General features: G+C 60.0%; 23 protein-coding genes and 7 pseudogenes. 17 read left to right on the plus strand and 13 right to left on the minus strand.

What is annotated here, in order from left to right; all coding sequences use genetic code 11:
* The coding region (locus tag BW967_RS18860; RefSeq protein ID WP_217696395.1) for a hypothetical protein at positions 1–237 on the plus strand (237 nt) is incomplete at its 5' end.
* A 98-nt stretch (positions 238–335) separates the two neighbouring features.
* Here BW967_RS18860 and BW967_RS16950 read toward each other — a convergent pair.
* The 3 genes from BW967_RS16950 to BW967_RS18865 are packed head-to-tail and all read right to left on the minus strand — an operon-like array spanning position 336 to position 2,671.
* Positions 336–1,529 carry an IS91 family transposase gene (locus BW967_RS16950; RefSeq protein ID WP_076486293.1) on the minus strand — a complete coding sequence of 398 codons (1,194 nt, stop codon included), beginning with the start codon at positions 1,527–1,529 and terminating at the stop codon, positions 336–338.
* Between the two features lie 12 nt (positions 1,530–1,541).
* Positions 1,542–2,429, minus strand: a complete 888-nt coding sequence (locus BW967_RS16955) for a tyrosine-type recombinase/integrase (protein WP_076486294.1) — start codon at positions 2,427–2,429, stop codon at positions 1,542–1,544.
* Positions 2,430–2,467: 38 nt separating this feature from the next.
* Positions 2,468–2,671: a hypothetical protein gene (locus tag BW967_RS18865; protein WP_076486295.1), complete on the minus strand. Its 204-nt coding sequence runs from the start codon at positions 2,669–2,671 to the stop codon at positions 2,468–2,470.
* Here BW967_RS18865 and BW967_RS18990 point away from each other — a divergent pair.
* Positions 2,627–2,857, plus strand: a pseudogene (locus BW967_RS18990) (IS21 family transposase); the annotation flags it as partial. The gene BW967_RS18865 and the pseudogene BW967_RS18990 overlap by 45 nt on opposite strands.
* A pseudogene (locus tag BW967_RS18790) lies at positions 2,855–3,013 on the plus strand (ATP-binding protein); the annotation flags it as partial. The pseudogenes BW967_RS18990 and BW967_RS18790, both read left to right, overlap by 3 nt.
* Here the strand turns inward: BW967_RS18790 and BW967_RS16970 are convergent.
* The 5 genes and pseudogenes from BW967_RS16970 to BW967_RS16985 form a co-directional block, all read right to left on the minus strand.
* Positions 2,990–3,145, minus strand: a pseudogene (locus BW967_RS16970) (IS5/IS1182 family transposase); the annotation flags it as partial. The pseudogenes BW967_RS18790 and BW967_RS16970 sit on opposite strands and share 24 nt — an antisense overlap.
* Before the next feature lie 305 nt (positions 3,146–3,450).
* Positions 3,451–3,588 (minus strand): annotated as a pseudogene (locus tag BW967_RS18870) (ATP-binding protein); the annotation flags it as partial.
* Positions 3,587–3,889, minus strand: a pseudogene (locus BW967_RS16980) (helix-turn-helix domain-containing protein); the annotation flags it as partial. The pseudogenes BW967_RS18870 and BW967_RS16980, both read right to left, overlap by 2 nt.
* 354 nt (positions 3,890–4,243) lie before the next feature.
* The gene (locus BW967_RS18585) at positions 4,244–4,663 is read right to left on the minus strand and encodes a hypothetical protein (RefSeq protein ID WP_139327855.1); all 420 of its coding nucleotides are present in this window, start codon (positions 4,661–4,663) and stop codon (positions 4,244–4,246) included.
* A gap of 265 nt (positions 4,664–4,928) precedes the next feature.
* Positions 4,929–5,192 (minus strand): annotated as a pseudogene (locus BW967_RS16985) (ATP-binding protein); the annotation flags it as partial.
* Between BW967_RS16985 and BW967_RS18590 the strand changes: the two are divergent.
* The 4 genes and pseudogenes from BW967_RS18590 to BW967_RS17000 form a co-directional block, all read left to right on the plus strand.
* Positions 5,148–5,288, plus strand: a pseudogene (locus BW967_RS18590) (transposase); the annotation flags it as partial. The pseudogenes BW967_RS16985 and BW967_RS18590 overlap by 45 nt on opposite strands.
* Before the next feature lie 457 nt (positions 5,289–5,745).
* Positions 5,746–6,024: a hypothetical protein gene (locus tag BW967_RS18595; protein WP_139327856.1), complete on the plus strand. Its 279-nt coding sequence runs from the start codon at positions 5,746–5,748 to the stop codon at positions 6,022–6,024.
* A 3-nt stretch (positions 6,025–6,027) separates the two neighbouring features.
* Entirely contained in the window at positions 6,028–6,807 is a 780-nt protein-coding gene (locus BW967_RS18795) for a relaxase/mobilization nuclease domain-containing protein (protein ID WP_175610477.1), read from the plus strand.
* Positions 6,807–7,481, plus strand: a complete 675-nt coding sequence (locus BW967_RS17000) for a zinc ribbon domain-containing protein (protein ID WP_245826604.1) — start codon at positions 6,807–6,809, stop codon at positions 7,479–7,481. Before BW967_RS18795 ends, BW967_RS17000 begins: the two co-directional genes overlap by 1 nt.
* A gap of 488 nt (positions 7,482–7,969) precedes the next feature.
* On the opposite strand, the gene BW967_RS17010 is transcribed toward BW967_RS17000, so the two are convergent.
* Complete coding sequence (locus tag BW967_RS17010; RefSeq protein ID WP_076486299.1) at positions 7,970–9,568, minus strand: 3'-5' exonuclease; 1,599 nt, start codon at positions 9,566–9,568, stop codon at positions 7,970–7,972.
* Positions 9,569–9,570: 2 nt separating this feature from the next.
* Complete coding sequence (locus BW967_RS17015; RefSeq protein WP_245826606.1) at positions 9,571–10,557, minus strand: hypothetical protein; 987 nt, start codon at positions 10,555–10,557, stop codon at positions 9,571–9,573.
* A 666-nt stretch (positions 10,558–11,223) separates the two neighbouring features.
* On the opposite strand from BW967_RS17015, the gene BW967_RS17025 reads away from it, so the two are divergent.
* Positions 11,224–11,823 (plus strand): hypothetical protein, encoded by a 600-nt coding sequence (locus BW967_RS17025; RefSeq protein ID WP_076486301.1) that lies wholly within the window; start codon positions 11,224–11,226, stop codon positions 11,821–11,823.
* Positions 11,824–11,998: 175 nt separating this feature from the next.
* Here BW967_RS17025 and BW967_RS17030 read toward each other — a convergent pair whose 3' ends face one another.
* The 3 genes from BW967_RS17030 to BW967_RS17040 all read right to left on the minus strand — a co-directional run bounded on the left by BW967_RS17030 (position 11,999) and on the right by BW967_RS17040 (position 14,184).
* On the minus strand, positions 11,999–12,370 hold the full coding sequence (locus tag BW967_RS17030; RefSeq protein WP_076486302.1) for a hypothetical protein: 372 nt from the start codon (positions 12,368–12,370) through the stop codon (positions 11,999–12,001).
* Between the two features lie 38 nt (positions 12,371–12,408).
* Positions 12,409–12,789, minus strand: a complete 381-nt coding sequence (locus tag BW967_RS17035; protein WP_076486303.1) for a hypothetical protein — start codon at positions 12,787–12,789, stop codon at positions 12,409–12,411.
* Positions 12,790–12,918: 129 nt separating this feature from the next.
* Entirely contained in the window at positions 12,919–14,184 is a 1,266-nt protein-coding gene (locus tag BW967_RS17040) for a tyrosine-type recombinase/integrase (RefSeq protein ID WP_076486304.1), read from the minus strand.
* Positions 14,185–14,756: 572 nt separating this feature from the next.
* On the opposite strand from BW967_RS17040, the gene BW967_RS17050 reads away from it, so the two are divergent.
* The 9 genes from BW967_RS17050 (at position 14,757) to BW967_RS17090 (ending at position 22,628) form a co-directional block, all read left to right on the plus strand.
* On the plus strand, positions 14,757–15,014 hold the full coding sequence (locus BW967_RS17050) for a helix-turn-helix transcriptional regulator (RefSeq protein WP_076486306.1): 258 nt from the start codon (positions 14,757–14,759) through the stop codon (positions 15,012–15,014).
* Entirely contained in the window at positions 15,014–15,253 is a 240-nt protein-coding gene (locus BW967_RS17055; protein ID WP_076486307.1) for a hypothetical protein, read from the plus strand. Before BW967_RS17050 ends, BW967_RS17055 begins: the two co-directional genes overlap by 1 nt.
* Positions 15,250–15,645, plus strand: coding sequence for a VRR-NUC domain-containing protein (locus BW967_RS17060; protein ID WP_076486308.1), 396 nt, complete (start codon positions 15,250–15,252; stop codon positions 15,643–15,645). The genes BW967_RS17055 and BW967_RS17060 overlap by 4 nt, the downstream gene beginning before the upstream one ends.
* Positions 15,642–16,649, plus strand: coding sequence for a helix-turn-helix domain-containing protein (locus BW967_RS17065; protein WP_076486309.1), 1,008 nt, complete (start codon positions 15,642–15,644; stop codon positions 16,647–16,649). The genes BW967_RS17060 and BW967_RS17065 overlap by 4 nt, the downstream gene beginning before the upstream one ends.
* On the plus strand, positions 16,646–17,320 hold the full coding sequence (locus BW967_RS17070) for a hypothetical protein (protein WP_076486310.1): 675 nt from the start codon (positions 16,646–16,648) through the stop codon (positions 17,318–17,320). Before BW967_RS17065 ends, BW967_RS17070 begins: the two co-directional genes overlap by 4 nt.
* 362 nt (positions 17,321–17,682) lie before the next feature.
* On the plus strand, positions 17,683–18,726 hold the full coding sequence (locus BW967_RS17075) for a DNA adenine methylase (protein WP_076486311.1): 1,044 nt from the start codon (positions 17,683–17,685) through the stop codon (positions 18,724–18,726).
* Positions 18,723–20,954 carry an N-6 DNA methylase gene (locus tag BW967_RS17080; RefSeq protein WP_076486312.1) on the plus strand — a complete coding sequence of 744 codons (2,232 nt, stop codon included), beginning with the start codon at positions 18,723–18,725 and terminating at the stop codon, positions 20,952–20,954. The genes BW967_RS17075 and BW967_RS17080 overlap by 4 nt, the downstream gene beginning before the upstream one ends.
* Positions 20,951–21,517, plus strand: coding sequence for a hypothetical protein (locus tag BW967_RS17085; protein WP_076486313.1), 567 nt, complete (start codon positions 20,951–20,953; stop codon positions 21,515–21,517). The genes BW967_RS17080 and BW967_RS17085 overlap by 4 nt, the downstream gene beginning before the upstream one ends.
* Positions 21,510–22,628, plus strand: a complete 1,119-nt coding sequence (locus BW967_RS17090) for an AAA family ATPase (protein WP_076486314.1) — start codon at positions 21,510–21,512, stop codon at positions 22,626–22,628. The genes BW967_RS17085 and BW967_RS17090 overlap by 8 nt, the downstream gene beginning before the upstream one ends.
* Positions 22,629–22,633: the final 5 nt, after the last annotated feature.

Below are 22,633 nucleotides of genomic sequence, written 5' to 3' on the forward strand. Positions count from 1 at the left end.
GGAATTTTTGCCGAGATCTGCCGTGGGCTAAACCAGATTGGTGAAGCTACAGATGCCAGCATCTCCGAGATGAATGCTGCGCTGCGCCATCTCGCTAAGGGGGATCTATGGGGAAAGATCGCTGCCGGCGAAGACCTGATGCGTTTGAGACCAGCGACAGGGGCCTGGGTCTCTTCGCCGAACAGGACTTTTCCGACGAGAAGGCTGTGTACGCAACGCCTTGCGCGGGCGTTTTGACCGGGCTGGTCGCGGATCTTGGGGCGCGGCACAATTGGTTTGAGTTCGGAGCCCAGGCAAGCACCGGCGGCGGATCAGGCAAAGGGATGGGCGTTTCATCATGCGGCCTGCTCCCGCGGTGGTGCCCGTGAACGCGGCGTCTGTCCGTGCCGGAAGATCTCGATGATCCGCATCTGCGCGCCACAACAGGGGCATGGTTCGCGCAGGGACAGGGGGGCGGGTTCAGCCGCAGTTTTGGGCGCTGCCGCAGGTTGCGGCACCCCGAGCAGGGCGCGGATCTTCGCGATATTGGCCTTGCGATTGGCGCTTGCCAGCAAGCCGTAATGCCGGATGCGGTGAAAGCCGTCGGGCAGGACATGGATCAAGAACCGGCGGATGAATTCGTCGGTGGCGAGGCGCATCACCTTTTGCCGGTCGCCCTGCTTGATGCGGTAGTCCTTCCAGCGAAACGCCACGGTTCCGGCGTCGGCGCTGAGCAGGCGGCTGTTCGAGATCGCGATGCGGTGGGTGTAACGGCTGAGATAGGCCAGCACCGCCTCGGGGCCGCCGAAGGGGGGCTTGGCGTAGACCACCCATTCGGATTTGCGGAACGGGGCCAGCCAGGCGGCAAAGGCGGCGCTCTCTGCGAGCCCCGCCAGATCGCCGAAGAAGGCGAGATCCCCCGCGCGGTGCAAGGCGATCAGCCCTTCAAGACAGAGGCGCCGGAACAAGCGCGACAGCACCCGCACATGAAGGAAGAATCCGGGCTTGCAGGCAATCCAGCGGGTGCCGTCGGGCGACAGGCCGCCGCCCGGAACGATCATGTGGATGTGGGGATGGTGGGTCAGCGCCGAACCCCAAGTGTGCAGCACCGCCGTCATGCCGAGCCGTGCGCCGAGGCGTTTGGGGTCGGCCGCGATGGTCATGACCGTTTCGGCCGAGGCGCGGAACAACAGGTCATAGACCGCCTTCTTGTTCCAATAGGCAATCTGCGCGATCTCGGCCGGCAGGGTGAAGACGACGTGGAAATATTCGACCGGCAGCAGGTCCTCGGCGCGCGCGGCCATCCAGTCGCGCGCCGCCGGCCCCTGGCATTTGGGGCAATGCCGGTTCTTGCAGGAGTTATAGGCGATGTGCTGGTGGCCGCAGTTGGCGCAACCGGCCACATGCCCGCCAAGCGCCTCGGTTCGGCAGGCTTCGATGGCCGACATCACCTTCAGCTGGGTCAGTCTGACATGCCCCGCATTGGCCCGTCGCCACGCCGGGCCATGGGTGCGGAAGATGTCAGCCAATTCCAGCTTTGGCCGGGGCACCCCCGGTTGGGGCTATTGCGGACTTCGTTGCACGCTTTCATCGTGCAGCTTCGAGAGAGCCTCGAAGGGGCTGACCGTGCTGCGGATCGTCTTGGTGGCGACATGGGTGTACTGGGCGGTGGTGCTGAGCTTTGCGTGCCCCAGCAGCACCTGGATCACCCGGACATCTGTGTTTGCCTCCAGAAGATGGGTCGCGAAGCTGTGGCGCAGGGTGTGTAACGTGGCGGCCTTCTTCACCCCGGCCAGGGTCTTCGCCTCATGGAAGGCGCGGCTCAACTGGCGCGGAGAAATAGGGTTGATCCGGGGTTTGCCCGGGAACAACCATCCTTGGGGCCGCGCTTCGCGCCAGTAAGTGCGTAGAAGCTTCAGCAGGCTGGGCGACAGCATGACCTTGCGGTCTTTCTTACCCTTGCCCTGTTCGACATGGATCAGCATCCGGTCACTGTCGATGTCCCCGACCTTGAGGTTGCAGACCTCGGCGGCGCGCAGCCCGGCACCATAGGCGATGCTGAGCGCCGCCCGATACTTAAGCCCCGGCCCGGGGGCCGCCATCAGGATGTCGGAGACCTCCTCCACGCTGAACACCACCGGCAATCGACGCGGCTCCGGCCGGAACTGCATGAACCGCTTCATCTCCTCGCGCCCGCAGGTCATGCCAAAGAAGAACCGCAGCGCCACGATGCGGGTGTTGAAGGTCGACGGCGTGACCCCTGCATCGGTCATGTGCAGTTGATACGCGCGCAATTCCTCCGGCGTGGCGGTGTCGGGGGAGCGGTTCAGGAAGCGGGCGAAATCCTTGATGGCGCGGATGTGCGATTTCTGGGCTTTCTCGCCCATGCCCCGGATGCGCATGTCTTCGACCATCCGTTGGCGCAGCGGGGTGGTTCTTTCCTCCGTCATGGGAACCTCCTGTCTGATGAAGGGGAAGACCCCGATCGTCAGGCAGAAAGGCCCGCAGCCAAATGCACCACGTTCATATCATTGCCGAACGAACACCCGCCAAGGGCACCAATGCCGCGGAGCGGCTTCGTCCTTGGGCCGTTGCCGGCCGTCGGGTTCTGGGCATGCGCAGCGGATAGCTGCAGCTCGGGAAACGAGGAGAACGGACCAAGCTGCAGGTCGCACACATCAAGCTGTCGCATAGCCGCGCGTTCCTGGTCAGGGCGTATTTGCTGCAGACACACGAGATGCTGTTCGATGCGCATTGGCATGCGTTCAGGGTGTTCGAAGGCGTGCCGGGTCGCGGGATCTACGACAACATGCGCACGGCAGTGGACCGTGTGGGCGCTGGCAAGAAGCGCGACGTGAATGCGCGCTTCGTCATCATGCTCCGCAGTCTGAAGATGCCAGGCATGGCGCAGGCTGTGCATGACCTCATGGAACAGGGCGCGCCAGCGTTCGACGCGGCGATCCCCATCCTATCGCAGCTGCTGAAGGCCGAAATGGCAGAACGTGAAGTGCGGTCCATATCGTATCATATGAAAGCCATTGCGATTGATGAAGATAATCCCGCTCAACACCCGCTTGTCATCAACCCGAGGCTTCCCGTGTGACTTGGGAAAGAAGGGAGCCAGACGCGCCATCTGCGCGTCGGTCAGCCAGAAGAGATCGCTCATGTCATCGCCCCGTTTTCGGAGGCGTGAAACACGCAGCGCAACTGAAATCAATGCATCCTGACCCCAAGCTAGCTTTGCCTATCGCTATGTCGAACCCGCCGTTGCGGTTGGCCCGCGGTTTCTGAACGGCTAAGCTGGATGCGCTGCCAAGCCCTTGAAGTAAAGGTAAAAAGCAGTGCATCTGGCGCGCCGAAATGCGTGGACAAAGCTAGAACAGCGCGAGTTGGTCCGGGTGTTGATTGTCACTGAGAACTGACCCGGTATTTTCACCGAGAATTGACCCACCTTCAGTTATGCGTCGTGGTCTATGACGCGGTCAATGTTGCGGTCTCCTTTCGCGTTTTTTTGGTAGCTTTGGAACTGGCCTTGAAACGGTAGCTGTCGTTGCCCGTTTCCAAGATGTGGCAGCGTTGCGTGAGACGGTCGAGTAGAGCGGTGGTCAAAAGCCGCCACACGCTCGTAGGAACCATTATACCCCAAATGCACCAGGTCCGCGTGCATCTGTTTGACGGTTCGACGCTCCTTGCGCGCTTTGCGCGTCTGCGTCAGCAACCACGCAGACAACCGATCCGCATAGGGGTCCAGCTTGGTCGGTCGCGGCGGCGTCTTGAACTGCGGCTCAACAGCGCCCTCGCGCAGATACTTCTTCACCGTGTTCCGAGATAGACCCGTGCGGCGGGCAATCTCTCTGATTGGCATTTTGTCACGCAATGCCCAGCGTCGAATAACACTCAAAAATCCCATGTCGATCACTCCATATCCCCCGAGCCAAAAATGTCGGGGCAGTGTGTTCACATGGGTCAGTTCTCAGTGACAATTTATGCCCATACCGGGTCAGTTCTCAGTGACAATCAATAGCTAGACGCCTCTCATGAAGAAAAAAGTTATGTCATAGCGGACATCAGGAAAACACACAGGAATGCCTATAGAGCATGGTCCCCACGCGAAGAAGAAAGACTTATGGCCCTGCTGATTGAAGGTCGATCCATCGGCGAGATCTCCGAAGATCTCGCCCGACAACCAGGAGGCATTATAAGCAGAATCAATAAGATAAGGAAGGAATGTAATGAAAAGTAGTGAGCCATACCACTGGTGCCACTACCAAAAACTATTTCGAAGCTCAACGATGTTTCCGTAAATATTGATCATACATTGTTGAGCCTTCGCGTCATGCTTCCAGTTATGTGCGATCTCTATTAGCCTATCAAATATATAATCATCTTCATCTGCCAAAGATATGGACAGAGCGCGCAGCCAGTCCGACGCAGATTCTATATTGCCAATTTTATCATCAATTGATTTTTCTCGGTTTTTTCTCGCTTCTTCATAAGAAGCGCTGGACTCCCAATAATCATCAAGATCACCTGGGCTATCAGGGTTGTATATCGGAAGGTCTCGATCACCCATTGTTTTATTCCTTTCCATCGTCTTGTTTGAAATATTTCTTGTGGTCAATTTGACATGCGTCCAAATATATTTTTTGTCGCTCGTCGAGGGGATTTGTGCAGGTAATTGCATCACCAAAAACTCGGTCTACAAACAAGATCGTACCGGTCGGGTCGTCTTTTCGAACGACTGGATCATTAGGTTTGAAGTCATGAACCATTTTTCACCTCATCTCCAAAAGGATGCCCACAACCCACGTCGCCTCGGCATCTTCTCTGTATTTCGTTGATCGGTCAAAAGCGCATTCAGGCGCACCCGCTCGGCCTCGGCTCCGTCTAGGCGAGTGCGCAAGTCTTCGATCTGATCAACGAGCTGATCACGCTCCCGGTCTCGTTCGGCTTACCTTTTCCTGCTCCAGCGCATTCACCAGCTCGACCGTGGAGAAGAAGCGCACACGTTTGCGGTGATGCTCGATCGCCTGGACACCGAGGGCGGTCGCGACATGGCTTTTCCCGGTGCCGGGCCCGCCAATCAGGACCACGTTCTCGGAGCCATCGAGGAACTCGCATCGATGAAGCTGGCGGACGAGGGCCTCGTTGATCTCGCTGGCCGCGAAGTCGAAGCCCGACAGGTCCTTGTGGGCCGGGAAGCGCGCGGCTTGCGTTGGCGTGATGCGCCGAAGGAGTATGGCCCTCACAAAACACTTTACAGCCGCTGGATGCGTTGGAGCGAAAAGGGCCTCTTCGCGAGGATGATGGCCAGGTTCAGAAAATAATTTTCGACATATCGGATGCTTCGGCTCGTGATTGCCCGCCCGAGGGCCCTCCCCCTTAGGTTCTTTCGCGCGCAAGTGCCCCTTGCTCGGCCCGAAGCGACAATTGCGATCCGATAAACGTATTAGACATGGCCAGTCTGGTCTGTGAGCCCCTTGGGCGGAAATTACGGAATTCCCGCCAAGGTCAACTCAGCCGGCACTTGCTGGGCGATTCACCAGCCACTCGGCTCACCAGGTCAGCGCGGTTATCCACATAATAGCGACGTGAGACGGCCTCGAGCCGCCATTCTGGCGCGATGTGGCATCCTGCAGCAGTTACAATGTTGGCCAGAAAAACTGCTAAAGGAACAACCACGTTGACTAACAACCAGGCCAACATCTGCGCCCGCACCCGCTCTACGTGCCCCCAGATTATCGGTCACTCCGACGGTGGGCGGGCATGAGCGCGCGACGGGAAAAGTACGTCAAGGTCCGCTTCTTTGAGGAGGAGCTCTCGCTGCTGGAAACGCTACGCCAGTCTGCCGGATCAGAGAGCCGCACTGTGTTCATCCGCAGACGGGCTTTGGAACCCGAAATCGGCACACAGGCGATCGCGGATCTTGTCGGTCAGGTCGGTGTGACGCTGAACACCGAAGATATCGATCCCAAACAGCTCGACCACCTGGCGCTTCTCCTCGACGGGGTCACGCTGGAGCTCCGCAGGATTAAGAAAAGCTGATCGATGCGCGCGCATAACACCTACCACAAAACGGCCGGCGTATTGCCCGACTATGACCTCCGTGACGGTGCGGAGTTCATCGGTGGCACCATCCTCCGCGCAGATCCCGTGTCCATGCGCAACCGCTTGGATCGCCTGGCGGATGGTGCGGGAGTGATCCACATGACACTGTCGCTGCCAGAGGGTCTGCGAGCCAGTCGCGAAACATGGCATGCGATTGTCATGGCGCAGCTCGATCTGATGGGCCTGCCCGCCCTGCGCACTCCGTGGGTCGCAGCCCGTCATACCGATGCCAACTGCGACCATGTGCATGTCGCCATCGCACTGCGTGGCTTTGACGGATCCCGCCTGCGCCCCGAGACCGGAGACATTCGGACGAGTCGCAATCACCAAATGCTGGCTCGGCGCCTCGGCTTGCCGTTACCAGACTACTTCAACCCCCAGATCCCGCGCTTCGACCCGCCGGTCATCACCCGTCGGCTGACGACTGCACCCAAGATAAGGCTGAGCGAGGCCCTCAGAAACATCTTCACAACCGAACGGCCAAGAACCCTCGGCGACCTCGATCGTGCCCTGGCACATCAATCCCCCGCCATCTGCGGATCATCAGCGACGACCAATGGACCCGGGTCAAACAGCGCCAAGGTGCGATCCGCGAAGATATCTTCGAAGCACGTGCTTCAGAGTCGTTGGCTCATAACGCGTTTGGCGTCGGGCGCCGACCGACGCATCTGTTCTCGGGCTTACTCAAATGCGGGTGCTGTGGCGCTGGCTACACGCTGATGAATAAAGTCAAATATGGATGCTCTGCGGCGCGCAATCGGGGCACCTGCGAGAACCGCCAATTGATCCACCGCGAACAAATCGAAGAGCGGGTACTGACAGGTTTGCGCGACAAGCTTTTGCATCCCGCTCTTCTGGCGGAATTCATCGCGGAGTTTCAGCGAGAAGTTCAAAAAGAACGCTTGGCCGCCCTCTCGGCCAGAGGCGACGCAGAGCGCAAACTGACAAAGGTGACGAAAGAGATCGACAACATCGTCACGGCGATCACTGCGGGCATGTTCCACCCGAGCATGAAGGAGAAGATGGACGGGCTGGAAGCAGAGCGCACGCAACTTGAAGCACAGCTTGCGGCCACCCCTGCCCCGGATCCCATCACCCTGCATCCGGGCCTGGCGGATGTCTATCGCCAGAAAGTCTCGACCCTTGCTGCGAGCCTGTCCGATGACGCGACGCGTCCGGAGGCGATCGCTCTTCTCCGCGGTCTGATTTCGGAGATCCGCCTTCATCCTGACGCGGGAGCGCCGGGCGGTCATGTGATTGAACTTTATGGGGAGTTGGGATCGATTTTGTCTTTGGGGGATGCTTCAAAAGCAAAACCCCGCCTTGGCGTAGGCGGGGTGTCGGATTTTTTGGTTGCGGGGGTAGGATTTGAACCTACGACCTTCAGGTTATGAGCCAAAATTCCTGCGATTCCAATAACTTATAAAAACCAACACGTTGCGCCGCAAACGCTTGTTTTGGCGCGATTTTCATCTGCGCACGCAACAATGTTCACACGAATTCACAAGCAAACGCAGCGTCATGCGCGCAGTCGCAGGTTGATGTGGCGTTGATGTAGCCTGCGCGCCTTCCCCCGCTGTTCATCATCGCAGACCGTGTTGTCGGCCTTCATTGCCGATGATCCTAGAGCCCGAGTTCGCCCCACATCCAGCCAAAATCGTACTCGGCGATGGGTCCCTCGCCATGCCCGGCGCTGCGTTTCTCTAGCATCTTCAGCCAGTCGATCACCTTTTCACGCCCCGCAGCCACCTTCCCGGCGGATGAAGGCCAGAAGGCTGGAAATATCGTTGCGCTCGGCCATTGCCCTTCACTCACCTGATCGCCTGGAGCGAAGCCGCGGGACACTGCCTAAGTCGGGAATCCCGCAGCTTTGCGTCCATTTCTAGGGATTACGCCGCTGGAGCGCCACACGGTAACTGTAGGGTGCCACTTCCTCGACCGTCACCATATCCCCGGCGCGAACCCCATGCCGCTCGAAGAACTCCCGGATCCAGCTACGCTTGCGGAAGAACCGCTTGGCGCCGTCGAGGTCGGTCATGACCACAGTACCACCGCCCCAGTCGACGGCAATTTCGCGCTGGGCGGCCGAAGCACGGTTTGATCCACCGATTGCGTCCGCCGGAAACTTCTCGAAGAAACTCCTGAGGTAGATGTGGTTGTTGTCGATGTTGCCCTGCGTGATCTCGGTCGTGCCGATGTGGCGCGCAGCATGCTGACGCGGAACGGCGTTTGACGGCATTGATGCGGCCGCGGTTTCGCGGACGCGCATCACGGTTTCGTTTCCGTCCTCAATCAGGTCGAATTCCTCGTCGTCTGCAATCGTGATCTGGCCTGTCTGAACTCGAGGCCCCGTGCGAACAGGCTGAACGCCTTCGGCGCGCAGGACCACCTCTGCCGCTGCGCGGGCATCCTCGCCTGCGTCATGATGCTCGAACACGAGACCAAGGTGCTGCTTGAGGCTTGCGAGGCCATGGCCACCGTTGCCCCGCAACTCGGGCCAAGCGGCGCGGGCAACATGGACGCTGTCGCGCCAGTCCCACTGAGGGGTCGGCAGGCCGCAGTTGCCACAGGCGGCAGCAATGGCGCTGCGATCAAAGCCGGAGTGCTGATAGACCGTCCCGCCATTCAGCGCCTCCCGCAAGACCGAAAGCACCTCGGCAAAGGTCGGGGCGCCCTGCACCGTACGGGCACTGATCCCATGGAGGTAGGTGAACACCCAGCGCTCCACCTGCGGGTCGACGTAAGTTACCCAGGTCTCGATAGAATTGTCGGGGCGCACGCAGGCAACACCGATCTGGCAAATACTGCCACGGTCGTTATTCGCCGTCTCGACGTCCAAAGCAAAGAAGCGGAACGGGCCCTCAGGAAAGGGCGTGACACGCGTCTGCCGGATGGCCGCGGGCTTCGGCGCAGGCGTCGCGACGGTACCAACCATCGAGGAAAGAAAACGCAGGCGCTGCCGCTCGATTGCGGCCAATTCCCGCGCCCCCCAGCCAAGGCGGCGCAGCGTCGCCTCAACCAGATCGACCGGCTCGTCATAGACCTGCATCCTGCGCCGGTTCCAGGCGATGGCGTGGTCGGGCGCGAGAGCGATGACCTCGGCCTCCAGCCGGGTGATGTCCACCGTGTCGGGCAAGGGAAGCCAGACCGCGCGGCAGTGATCGACGACGAATTCGTTGCGCAACGCCTTGGCAATGTCGCCATCCGCCTTGGTCAGCGCATCCTTGCGGTCGCGCCACATACGACCGGTGTTGTACATGGCCGAGAAGTAGTGGCTCATTCCTTCTGATCCGGTGCGATGGCGCTGATGAATCCGCTCGTAAAAAGTCTGTTCCGTCGAACTGGTCGATCCAATGTAGCGCAGATCACCATGGTGATCGACGAGGCCGTAAAGGCCCCGCGCATCACGCGGCGCCTGAACTGTCGGGCGGGGCGCTGCTTCGAGCAGGGCAGAAAGCAGGTCATTGGCGGAGAAACACATCATCAAACTCCCGCGCACATAGACATCAACTGGCGGCGCTCGATGCGCTTCCAGTCCCGCCCGGAGACAATACCCCAGTTACCTGCCTCGTTCGGGCGGCGCCAGCGCGGGGTCGCCATCTTGTGCAAAGCGATCAGCGCCTCGTCAAAGGAGGCATACTGTACCTCTTCACCCTTCGCACCGACCATGAACTTGCCGCCGCGCGCGAGGCCGGGATGGAAATGACTTCCATCTGCGGCAACCGGCACGAAAACGACATCATCGGCAAAATCTGGGCTCGGCGCTTCGGGCGGCGTTTCATCGGGCTGCGGCCAGATCGAGGCAAAGAACTCCTTCCGCCCCTTGAGCCACGCCGCTGCGCTGGTGGCGGTTACACGCGAACCGACCTTTTCAAGCCCACCATCGTTACTCGAGAGGATGTTCCGGATCCGGCCTTCGGTTACACCGCCGAAAAGAGCGAGTGACTGAAGATCCACTTCACCGACACCGGTGTCGATGGCGCGCCGCGACAATGCGAGATTGATGATCCGCGCGATTACCCCCTGCGGCTCGGGCTGCGCAAACTGCCGGAACTGCTCCAGATGCCTGGCAAGTTCCTCGAGCCACCCGTCACGCTCGTCGAACCGAACCTCCTTCGGCGTGACGCCGTAGAGACCATAAATTCCGGCATTATCGATAAGCTTGGTACCAGTCCAATGGGGCGTAAGTACGGGGTCATAAGTCTCGAAAGCTTCGCGCCAAGTCTCACCTTCAACGTCGGGACCGTGCAGCAAGGCAAACAGATGCGGTGCAACTTCGTCTGCGCCGAGGATCAACTCGATCACGCGAAAACGCGAGGCGAGCAACTCAAGCAACTCATGTCCATAGTCCCAGTTTGCGGTGTAGTCGCTGTTGGCAGCCAGCGCATAGCCAATCAGTTCGCGCTGAAACCACGCCTCACGGCGTTCGTCGGCAGTCATCGTTTCCGGGGTAAGGTTGGGCATATTCATGATCGTTTCTTTCAAGCGTTCAGGCGGCGGATCGCCGCGCGGAGATTGTGTCGCGCGCGATGATCGGAGGGCGTGGAAGCCGCGATGAGGAACCCTCTTTCAAAGTGGAGGGCGTAGTGACAGCCGCGCGGCTCGATATTGAGAAGCTCGACACCTTCAGCACGGCATAGCTGCTGATACTCTCTGACGACTTTCCGCATTGAGGTAAATTCCGTGATTTTCACTTTACCTCAACACCCATATCGCCTCAATGAGGCGATGTAAATAGTGTGATTTCACCTTTCACCCATTTTACCTTCGTCAATAACGTCATGCAGCAGTGCGGCCCAAGCGTTTGTTTTTATAACAATTATTAAGGGAAGGGGCATACCGGGGAGCAAGGATACATCGTGATCATGAAGCTTGTCCCCGCGCCACGCGTTATCCACAGCTTCCTTTGCGCCCCCCTCTTGCGCCGAATCGGAAGTCCATGCAGCTTGTCCGTCCGAGGTGAGCAGCCCTCAGCCAAAAGCAAAAAAACCATCGATACGGCATTCATGACACACCACCCAGCAGGGGCGCGATCGGCTTAATTCCGCCGTATTGGTGACCCTCCCGCCCAGAACAAAGGTTGCCAGACGGTTTGGAGCTGATCCCCTCCCTTGATCTGATCGAGGATGGTGCATTATGGCCTTGCCGCCGCGTGTCTATTTTACCCTGCATGAAGTCTCAGCTCGCTGGGGCTGTAACATCGCGGACATTGCAGGCTGGGCAGATTCAGGCCGGTTCCGGATTCTCACGGGCATCTTCCCGGTGCGCTGCGGTCAGGAGGTCATCGCAGGCAAAGTCGTGCTATCACCCATGGACCTTCTCCCCTTGTTCCGCCGCTGCGGAACCGGGCCGACAGAGGGTATTGTTCGGCGTATTCTGCCCCTCGACCGGGTGGATTGGCTGCTGATCACCGATCCCGCCGGTGGCATCCCGGTCGCGATCGCCGACATGATGATCCTCGCGGAGGAGGTGCACGCCTTCGAGGAAGAAAACGACATGGTGCGGCGCGTCACAACAACTGCGGGCGCCTCGACCAATTACGACTGGGAGGGCATGACCGTCGCCCTGATCCTGCGCATCCATGATCGCGGCCTGCCTGCCACGCAAGCCGAGTTGGTCGCCGAGATGCAGGACTGGTTCGCGGATCGGTCGGACGGCAAGAAGATGCCCGATGAGCGCAGCATCCGCCGCAAGGTCACGCCGATCTGGCGCGCTTTGCGGCGGGACGGTGGGTGAGGGATTCATCACCGCCGGACGGAACCCTATTGATGCAAACGCATCAGTCCCGGTGTTTCATCCCAAATTTCCCGAATGGGTCAAAATCTGTTCGCGACGACAACAAGCGCAGTTCTTGAAGCCAAGGGGGGGATACATGCGGGGAAAGATGAAACCCCAAACTCTTTTATGCCGGTCAAACGATTTCCACCGGGCCTTGGTCAGATGGTGCCACCGGGGCCTTCGTCCCTACTCCACCGCCACCAATTCCAAAGTCGAATGTGCCCGAGTTGAAGTTGATCCCACCTTCAAGCCCAAGGTAGGTGTCGTTGCCCAGATAGGCCCCGCCTGCGGTGCCCCGGAACGATTGGGTGCCAAACATGTAATCCAGGCCCACCGAGCCGACAAAACTGTCCTGCTTGTCGTTTGAAAAAACGCGCAGCCCGATCCCGGTGTCGACCTTGCCCGCGCCAAAGGCGAAGGAAAGGCCAAGCCCCAAACTCGGATCGGCCAAGGCGGGGGTGGCGAGGGAAAGGGCGGTGGTAAGGGCAAGAAGGGGTTTGGTCATGGGATTACTCGTGTTCGGTTCGAAAAAACGTGAGTATTTCAGGCGCAGCCTGCGGGATTAGTGCAGGCGCTAATTGCAGCCTGCGGGGTTGTATCCACCCCACCTGCACCCAGTCCGAAGGTGATGCCACCGCCGTTCAGGCCAAAGCCCACGTCCGCGCCGATGTAGCTGTTGTTGCCCAGCCAGGCCGCGCCGACAGTCGGGCGCCATGTGCGGGAACCGAACATATAATCCACCCCCGCGCTGCCGACGAATTTGTCTTCCGCGTCATCGGAAAAAACACGGACCCCGATCCCGGTGTCGACCTTGCCCGCGCCAAAGGCGAAGGAAAGGCCAAGCCCCAAGGTCGGATCGGCCGAGGCCGGGGCGGCGAGGGAAAGGGCGGCTGCGAGGGCAAAGAGGGATTTGGCAAGAGACATGAGCGGGATACCTTTGGAAACAAATGCCCAGAAACGCTACCCCCCCCCCCCGAGCTTTCGTCAATCAAGCCGCAAACGGCTCCCTCGCACCGTGCAAGACCTGTGCCCGCCGCGCAACGCTGGTGCGGATCATGCGGTCTTTCGGTCGCCCCGATCATTCCTGTCGTGAACCAACTGGGGCTTCGGCCGGAAGGCGTTGGCCACGGCATCGACCCCGGCGCGCAGGGGTGAGTCCATCAGATGGGCATAGCGCAAGGTGGTCTGCATTTGGCTGTGCCCCAAGAGCTTGCCGATCATTTCCAGCGAGGCACCGCCGCTGACCAGGAGCGAGGCAAAGGTGTGGCGCAGGTCATGGATGCGGACATCTTCTAGCCCGCATTGCTTCTGCACCCGCGCCCAGAACCGGCGCAGCTCCTGCACCGGCTGGCCGGGCGTGTCGCCGGGGAAGAGCCACGGCGAGCCCTTCGGCACCAGCAGCAGCCGCTGGCGCACGATCGCGGCGGTTTCGTCCGAGATTGGCACGCGGTGGGCGCGGCGCTGTTTCGTCATGGTCGGCGGCTTTGACCAACTCAGGTGTTCGAGGTTGAACTGTTCAAACCGGGCCTGCCGCACCTCGCCGAGCCGCGCTCCGGTCAGCATGCACATCCGGATGATATCGGCCGCGCGCCGATCCTCGGCGGCGTCCAGCGCCGCGGCGAGGCTGGCGATTTCGTCTTTGGAGAGGAAGCGTTCGCGCGGGGTTTCGGTGCGGCGGTAGAAGCGCTGGGCGGGATTGTCCTCGCGCCAGCCCCACTGGACGGCCAGCGTGAACATCTTGCGCAGCATCTCCCCGACCCGGTTGGCGCGCACCGGCGTGGGCTTCGGCCCCTGCAATTTGCGCGCGCGGTTGTTGGGCTTTTCCTTGTGCGGGCGCGCCCGGCCTTCGGCAATTTGCGCCAGCAGCTTGTCAACGTCGCTCGGCGTGATTTCAGTCACCAGTTTGCGCGCCCAGAACGGGGCCACCAACTTCATCAGTGACGAGCGCTGGTCCGCCGCATTATGGGCCGAGAGTTTCGGCAGATGTTCGGCGCAGTAGCGCTCGATCAGATCGGCAATGCGCGGAGCTTGACGTTTGGCCTCGCGCTGCCCCAAGGGATCGCCCCCGGCATCGATTTCGCGCCGCAGCTCCTTGGCCCGCTCGCGCGCGGCGGCCACCGACCATTCCGGCCAGCGCGCGAAGGTCATGCGCCGTTGCCGCCCGGCATGGCGGTAGTCGATGGTGAAGGCGCGCCCACCGCCACGGTAGATGCAGACGGCAAAACCGCGCAGATCGGTATCGAAGATCTGGTAATCGCGGCCGGGCGCAGGCTCGGCCTCGCGGAGCACTTTCTCGGTCAGCTTGATGCGTTCGGGCATGGTTCTGGTCCTTCTGGCATCCGACATGAGGCGTGGTTTCGCTTGAATTGCAAGCCAAGCACGCGGGCCGGGGCGGCGCACAGGCGCTGACCGGCAAAAAGATTGCCAGAGGCGTGCCACCCCTTGTTTTATTGGTGTTTTCGCATCGCCTCGCCGCCCAGCGCAGAGCCCCTTCAGCGTTTGAGGCCCGAATCTCCACGGAAGGAACCAGAGCGGCGTGGAATAACGCCGGTTTTCACCGCCGCAATTCTGTAAATCACCAAGGAAATCAGAGGGTGGCAAGGTGCGCGCGCCGGATGCCACCCCCCCTTTGCCCGCCAATGCCGGTAAATCATCTGTAAATCCGACTGTTCGCAGCCGGATGCAGTTTCGGGGCCGCGTGCGCCCGGCCGCCCCTCTTCACCGGCTTCCGCCGCGCCTTCGGTAAAATCGCGTTTTTGCCAATAAAACAAGGGGTGGCATGCCTCCGGCGCTCTCTGCGCCGGTCAGCGCCTATGCGCCACCCTTCCGGCTCTGCCCTGATGGTTCTCGCAACCGGCTCCCACCCCGGGAGCCAGAAATGGGAGAGCCCGATGCCGAACCTCGGATCAATGCCAGAGCCGCAGGAAAAACCCCGAACACTCCTGGTCGGCTGGATCAGCCGCCTCGACCTTGCACTGGAACTCGGCCTTTCGGTCGACACTCTGCGCCGCTGGGAAGCGATGCGGACGGGTCCACCCTGCGTGCGCGCCGGGCGCAAGGTCTATTATCGCCGCGCCGCAGTCGAGGAATGGCTGGAGGAGCAGGAACAGGCCACCCCGCGCCGCCGTCGTATCGGGGGGCGCCGGTGATGACCGCCCTGCCCCGCAATTCCGCCTGGCCCGCCGATCGCATAGCGGAGGCCCGTGCCGTGATCGCCGATGCCGCGCATCATAGCGACCATCTGCTTCGCCTCGCCTGCACTGTCCTCGCCACACATGGCGAGAGCGCAGCCGAACGGGCCGATGCCCAGCGCCTGCTGCTGGTGCTCGATGCGCGCCGCGCCATCGCCCGCGCCCAGCGCGAAGATCAGGGGAGGGCCGCGCAATGAATCGCCGCGGCACCCCCGAGGCCGATCTGCAGCGCGCCGTGGTGCAAGCCCTACGCGTCGCCCTGCCCCGTTCGGCCATCATTCACCACTGCGCCAACGAGGTGACCGAGGCCGGGCCCCGCGGGGCGAAGCGCCAGGCGATCCTCGTCGGTATGGGCGTTCATGCCGGGTTCGCCGATCTGATGATCCTGTGCGAAGGCCGCATCCTGTTTCTCGAGCTGAAGGCGCCCAAGGGGCGACTGCGGCCAGAGCAGGAGGCGTTTCGCGATGCGGTGCGGGCGCAGAGCTTCGGTTGGGCGTTGGTGCGCAGCCTCGAGGATGCGCTGCGCGCGGCGGCCGAGTTTGGGTTCACCACACGCGTCGTCCCTCCGCAGCGGAGGCCCGCGCCATGAGCCACGAGGCCACCAACTGGGCGATCAAGCAGCGCGGGTTGAAGCCGACGACGAAGATCGTGCTCTGGCACCTCTGCGATCGGTTCAACCCTGATTACGGCTGCTTCCCCTCGCAAGACCGGCTGGCGCATGACTGCGAGATCAGCCGATCGACCCTGAACGATCACCTTGGCCAGCTCGAAACCCTGGGCCTGCTGCGGCGCGTGCCGCGGCTCGATCCAGTGACCAAGCGCCAGCTGCCCACCCGCTACATTCTGGGGTTTGAGCCGGGCTTCACACCTGTGGATGTGGTGCCGTGTCCGGAAATCGGACACGGAGAAACCCCGCGCGCAGAAAGCCCCGACAGCACAGACGCTTCGGCCATGGAAGGCCAGACCGACACCCTGCCGTGTCCGGATTTCGGACACGGGGATTGTGCCGGAGCCGTGTCCGATTTTTCGGGGACCCCGTGTCCGGAAAATGCCGAAAGCCGTGTCCGGATTTCGGACACTAACCCTGTAAGGGAACCTTTAAGAGAACCAGTAAAGGAGGAGGAGGGCGCGCAGGCGCGCGAGGCGATTTCCGATGAGGTGTTCGGGGCGCTGCTCGACGCGCTGGGCCTCGATCCCGCCGCCCTGCCCGGCTGGTGGCAAGGCTGGCCGCCCCGGCTACACGTTCAACGCTGGCGCGACGAGTTGGGGCTGACAGAGTCCGAGATCATCGCCGCCGCGGAGGCATCCCGCCAGGAACACCCCGAACCGCCCGATGGGCCGAAGGCGCTCGACCGTGCGATGCAGCGCGCAGCAGGGCGCAAGTCCGAGCATACCGGTGGGAAGCGCGGCAAGCCCAAGGCGCCCCCTGCCCCGCCCGCGCCCCCGATTTCCGATCCTGCCGCCTTCTACGCCGATCTGATCAACTCCGACCGCTACCTGCCGGTCAGCGCGATCAGCAACACCATGCGCGACGCCATGCTGGCCCGGGGGCTGGTCACGGCCGAACGCCTGCGCGAACGGGGCGTGCGATGAGTCTGCATCGACCGGTCAGCCACACAGGCGGCAAACGCGCGAAACGCGCGCTGGGCGTGCAGGCGGCGTTGGAATGGGCGTTCAGGATCGAGAAAGCCCAATTGGAGCTTCCCCTGCCCAAGGACGTCACCGAGGAGGGCTTTGGCTTCGGCCTCGAATACGTCCTCCTCCAACGCGCCGCTCTGGGCTGCAAGATCGACGGTGGCCAGCACAAGATCGGCGGCTACACCCACGAGGACGCAGAGGTCATCGCCGCCACCGTCGCCGGGATCCCCGACACGCTCGGCGGCAAGCGCATGGCGATCCGCGTCGCCGAACTGGCCCGCGCGGGGTTGACGCCCGACTGGATGCCCGGCGCCGTGCCCCGTTGCGTGCCGGTCGAAATGAAGCGCAATCAACATGGAGAGCGCGCGACGACAATCGTCGTGGGCATTGAGCGTATCCTGACCCGCGACGGCAAATGGCGCACCGTCGAGGTTCTGGCCTGCCCCGTTACTTTCTCGCCCCACCCGCAGCGGATCGCCTCAGCGCGGCGGGCCTATGAGGACTGGTGGCAGGCGCTGGGCTGGGTTCGCGAGGGGCTGATCGCGGGCGGGATGCTGCGGGAGGTCGAGGTGACGGCGGTGATGCCGAAGGTGCGGCCTTGGAAAAAGCGATGTGATCAACGTTGAGTGCCGATGGAGCTGCTGTCCGATGTATCGTGTGCTAAGGGCTGGGATGCACCGCCTAACAAGCTTGCGCCTGCGCCGCAAAGACCCCCTTATAGGGAGCTCAAGCCCTGTTCACGATCACAAGAGAAAAGCCACCGACCCAGACGCCTATGTGTAAGCCTTGTGCCCACGAGATATTGCCCTATCCTGCTACCTTGTGGCATGCTGGCGGCCGATGATCTCCTTCAATCAGCGCACCACTCATGCGAGCAGTCTACAAGAGGTAAGGCGTTTTCAGTCTGAGCAAGCTAATAAAAATAGCCACCGTTTTGCTTGCGTTCTGACGTGGCTGCGAGATTAAGAGAGAGAAGGAAGCTGAGCCCATGTCATTCCGGTATATTGGCTCCAAGGCGCGCATCGTTGAAGCCATCATCGATCACATCGGCGCGCCTGACGGCGGTGTGTTCGTAGATGCCTTCTCGGGGACAGGAGCAGTTGCCGAAGCAGCGTCCCGCGCTGGCTGGCCCGTTCACGTTAACGATCATTTGGCTTCCTCGGCCATCATGTCCTACGCGCGCGTGACGTCCAAAGCCGATATCCCTTTTAAGGGGCTTTCGGGCTACAAAAACGCGATTGCCGCTCTTAATGAAGCAGTGCCCGTGCGCGGCTTCATTTGGCGCGAGTACAGCCCAGCATCATCAGGTCATTGCGACGTCTCCCGGATGTATTTCACCGAAGAGAACGCCCAAAAAATTGATGGCATGCGGCAGAATATTCGCGCCTGGCGGCAAGGCGATATAATTACGCCAGATGAAGAGCGCGTTCTCATTGCCGATTTGATGCGCGCTTCAAACCGTGTCGCAAATACTGCCGGAACCTATGGCTGCTTCCTATCCAAATGGCAGAGGCAATCGCTAGATGCCTTGGTGATCGAGCCTGGTGAATATCTCGAGGTCTCTCCGCATGCGACCATGAGCACGCGAGACGTTCATCAGGTGCCGTGCAGGCCGGAGGATACGGTCTATCTAGACCCTCCCTACACCAAACGCCAATACGCAGCCTATTATCACATTCTTGAAACCATCGCCCTTGGTGATGAGCCTCAAGTTGAAGGGGTCTGCGGCATTCGTCCATGGCGAGAAAAAGCATCTGACTTTTGCTATAAAGTCAGAGCCGCGAAGGCTATTGAGCGTCTTATTTCTGAACTCCCGGCTCGCCGTATTTTTCTTTCCTATAGCACCGAAGGTCACGTCCCGATCAAATCGCTTTCCGATTCTCTAGCTGGCATCGGAGAACTCAGCGTTCACTCGCTCCAGAATATCGGTCGCTATCGCCCCAACAAAACCGCCAGCAAAGCCGCCTCCGACGTCGTAGAGCTGCTTTTCTGCATCGAAAAGACCAAGGAAGCAAAGCGCGCCGCCGCATGAAACCATCGAGTACAGCTGAAGGTAAGCGCCTCGCAAAGGCCGATGCCTACATTTCTCAATGCCTGAAACGTTATCGCGGGAATAGCGATGAGTTGCGCTTCCAACTCTTGGAAGCGGCATCCTCCCGCCTTGGTGGCTTTGATTTTCACGCATTTTGCTCAAAGTTCGCGATCAAACCTTTGATGGCTCCCGAGCGCCTGCTTAACGATGCGAAAACGCTTGTTCAGCTGTTGGATGATACCGGAATCCACCCCTCACTTTGCTTGAGCGCACTGGCTCGGGAAGCCCTTGATCACAGTGAGCAGCGAAATAGCGGTGCGTATCACACGGACTTTCGGCTAGCCCTGCATCTCGCTCACAGCGTTGAGGCGCATTTCACGAAAGGGGCAAAGGTTCTCGATCCGGCCTGCGGTGCCGGGATATTGCTGACAGCCGTTTCCATCGTAGCCTGTGGACCGGATCGTCTACTAGCCAGCGAATGGCTTCGCGAGTCCGTTTATGCCGCCGATCTTTCAGCGTTCGCTCTACGTGGCACTCGGCTTTCACTTGCATCGCTCACTGATGACCTGGATGCCATTGCAGCGATGTACGCCCACTGGCGAGCACAGGACAGCCTGCTTGCCCCAGACGCCCGTTGGCTTGAGTTAAGCGAGGACGGTTTTGACGTTGTGATCGCGAACCCTCCTTGGGAAAAGGTCAAGCTTACAAGGCATGAATACGCCAAAGCGAACGGCGAAACCCGCGACTACGGAACGAGCTACCGCCTGCAATCGCTTGCTGGGTACGAAGAAGCCAAAACCGAGCGCGCCGCAATGGCGGGATCACTTATTGATCGCTACCCTGTCCTGGCAAAGGGCGAGCCTGATCTCTACGTCGCCTTTGTCGAGCTTCTTTACAAGCTGACGCGGGTAGGCGGACACGGTGCTCTCTTGGTTCCGGCGGGTCTGATCCGCTCGCTCAGCACTGAAACTCTGCGGCGGGCACTCGTAGAGGGTACGGATGATCTTGCCTTCACCATAATGGAAAATCGTGCACGGCATTTCGCCATCGACACGCGGTTTAAGTTTCTAGTCGTGAATTACCGCCGCAAGGCGAGTTCCAGCAAGGCGCTCGCGGCAGTGAAGATTGGCCATGCAACCGCCGATAGCGAGCGCGTGAAACCCGCCCCGCAGGTACGTCTTGCGCTCAAGGATATCGAGCATTTGCGCTCCGACCTTACTCTTCCCGAGGTGCGCTCGGCAGAGGAATGGTATCTGTTCAAGAAAATGCAGAATGGCGGGTTGGTGATCTCATCAGAGGATTCGTCTTGGTATCCCGAGTTTTGCCGTGAGATCGATATGACGCATGGCCGCCGTTACTTTGTTAAACGGCCAGAAAAAGGATGCCTTCCGGTCATTGAGGGCAGAATGGTCCAACCGCACCGTCTAGGGTGCAAATCTTACGTCTCTGGTGAAGGACGAAGCGCCGTTTGGCAAAATATTCAACCAGGACAAAGCCGGGTCGCTCCACAGTTCTGGCTGCCGTTAAGCGCAGCATCCGCAGAAGCCACGCGGCGCTCTCGGCGCATGCGCGTGGGCTTTTGTGATATCACAGGGCAAACTAATGAACGGTCTATGATGGCTGCGTTGATCCCGCCAGGAGTTATCTGCGGAAACAAGGTCCCGACGATTTCTTTTCCCAATGACCCATCGGATGATCGACTTTTCCTTTGGCTGGCCATTGTCAACTCTCTTCCCTTTGATTGGCTTCTTCGGCGCATCGTCACGACGACGGTAAATTACTTTGTCCTGCTCTCCCTTCGACTCCCCAACCTTGATATCAATTCACTACCTGCGCAGCGCCTGATTAGCGTCGCCCGAAAATTGCATGAGCTTGATCAGTCAAAAAATTCGAGCTTCGAGAATGTCTGGCGCATTGCCGAACTGCGCTGCGAAGCGGACGTTCTGGTCGCACGCGCATATGGTTGTTCCGAGGATGACCTAAGGCTCATTTTGCAGGACTTTCCTCTGTTGGATCGCGGCCAACCCGCAATACATGGCGAGACATCGTCCACCATCACAGAAGACGTCCTGCTTTCGGCCTGGCTCCGGAACGCAGAAGCGGGAAATGAACAAAATGAACAAATCGCCCAGCGGGTAGAGCCCGCGCGCAAACTCGGCGCAATACCCTATGTCAGCTCCGAGTTCGTCAGCAATATTCGAGAAAAATTCAACGAGGTTGTGCGGTGAGCAGTAGTTCGCAGACCATTGAGCGGGTTCTCCTTCAAAATATCGAAGACGGAGATCGCCGGAAGTTTATCGCCAAGTCAAATGACGCGGACAGCGGGGGCGGCGCTCGCGATCTGCGTTTTCGACCGGAAACCGAGTTCTTGCCTTTTTTTCGGCGCATGTTCCCGAACAAGACAACCAAGACCCGCAAGGCAAAAGGGGTCACTTCTCAAATTGAGGTTCTGAGTGGCACGGTCACTTGGCATGAACCGACTGGCGATAAGAGCGCCACGATGGAGATATGGCCTGCCACATACGCGCGCCCGAATGAATGCCGAATAGCACGCATCTCCGAGTTTGCTCTTGATGGCTTGATCCAAAACGATCCCAATGGCGGTCGTTCGGTGTTCATGATGTTCCAGCAAGCCAATCGAGATATTTGGCTGTATTTCACGACCGAGACGAGCCTTCTTACCCAAAACTGGGACCCGAAGATCAAGAAGTTTGCGCAGGATTGGTTCGACGACGGGTGCAAGTCAGCCTTTCTAGACTTGGTAACAAAAGAGCAATACCCACATGGCTGACGCCAACGATATTCTGGACCTGCTTGAGAACCGCCGCAACGTCCTGATTGCGGGGCCGCCGGGCACGGGCAAGTCCATGCTGCTGAGCGAGGTTGCGAGCCTCTTTGAAGCCAAGGGGTACTCCAGCACGCCGACGCATCAACCAGGTGCACCAGTCCCCATCCCGCCAACGCCCACGACAACGCTGCCGGGTGCAATCGGGACGTCCGCCAACCGGAAAGTTTTTCGCTGCGTTCTTCATCAGTCCAGCAAGTACCGGGATTTCCTGACAGGCGTGATGCCTGACGTCCGCGTCGGCACGCCGCCGGGCACGTTCAGAATTACCGAAGGCATTCTCTACCGTGCCAGTGAGTATGCAAAGCAGCCGGATAGCGCGGCGCTCCTCATTATCGATGAGATTAACCGCGGCCCGACCGTACAAGTATTCGGCGGAGCTATCGTGGCTATCGAATCCGACAAGCGCCTTGCGCCGGACGGCAAGCGGACGGCTGCAACACAGTTCTTCGATCTGATCAATCCGGTGGACGGTGATCTGATCGAGTATGCTTTTCCATCGCGGCTCTACATTCTTGCAGCAATGAACCAGGCGGATGTCTCGGTCGAGCCGCTGGATGTAGCCTTCCTTCGTCGTTGGGCTCCGTTCAATCTGGAACCCAAATCTTCGGTCTTGCGAGCGCATTTCGGTGTTGCCGCGACACCGATGGCAAGTTTGCCACTGAGCCCAAGCTCGGCACACGATGTGAGCGAGGCTGCTATCCAAGCGTTCGATGCGATAAACCAAAGAATTGCGCTTGGACGAGGACCGGAATTTAGGATTGGTCATGGCGTGCTGATGGCCAACAATGCCAAACCCTCAAACGTGGCTGACGCTCTTGCTCATTTTGCGACAGCATGGCGGACGGTTAAAAATCACATCGATGAAGCGTTTTTCGGTGACGTACGCGGAACCGCGATCGTCTTGAACGCAGATCGCGGCATTGCCGGAAACCCCTACAGCTTGGAAGAGACGTCCTTCGGGGATGCGCCCCGTGCCATGATCAATGGTCCGGTGAGCATTGATGCTTCGCAGGTTTATGATCTGTTGGTCGCCTTGTCCCAAAAGGCGGTTTAGTCGTC

This window comes from Rhodobacter aestuarii, from assembly GCF_900156655.1.
Lineage (GTDB): Bacteria > Pseudomonadota > Alphaproteobacteria > Rhodobacterales > Rhodobacteraceae > Rhodobacter > Rhodobacter aestuarii.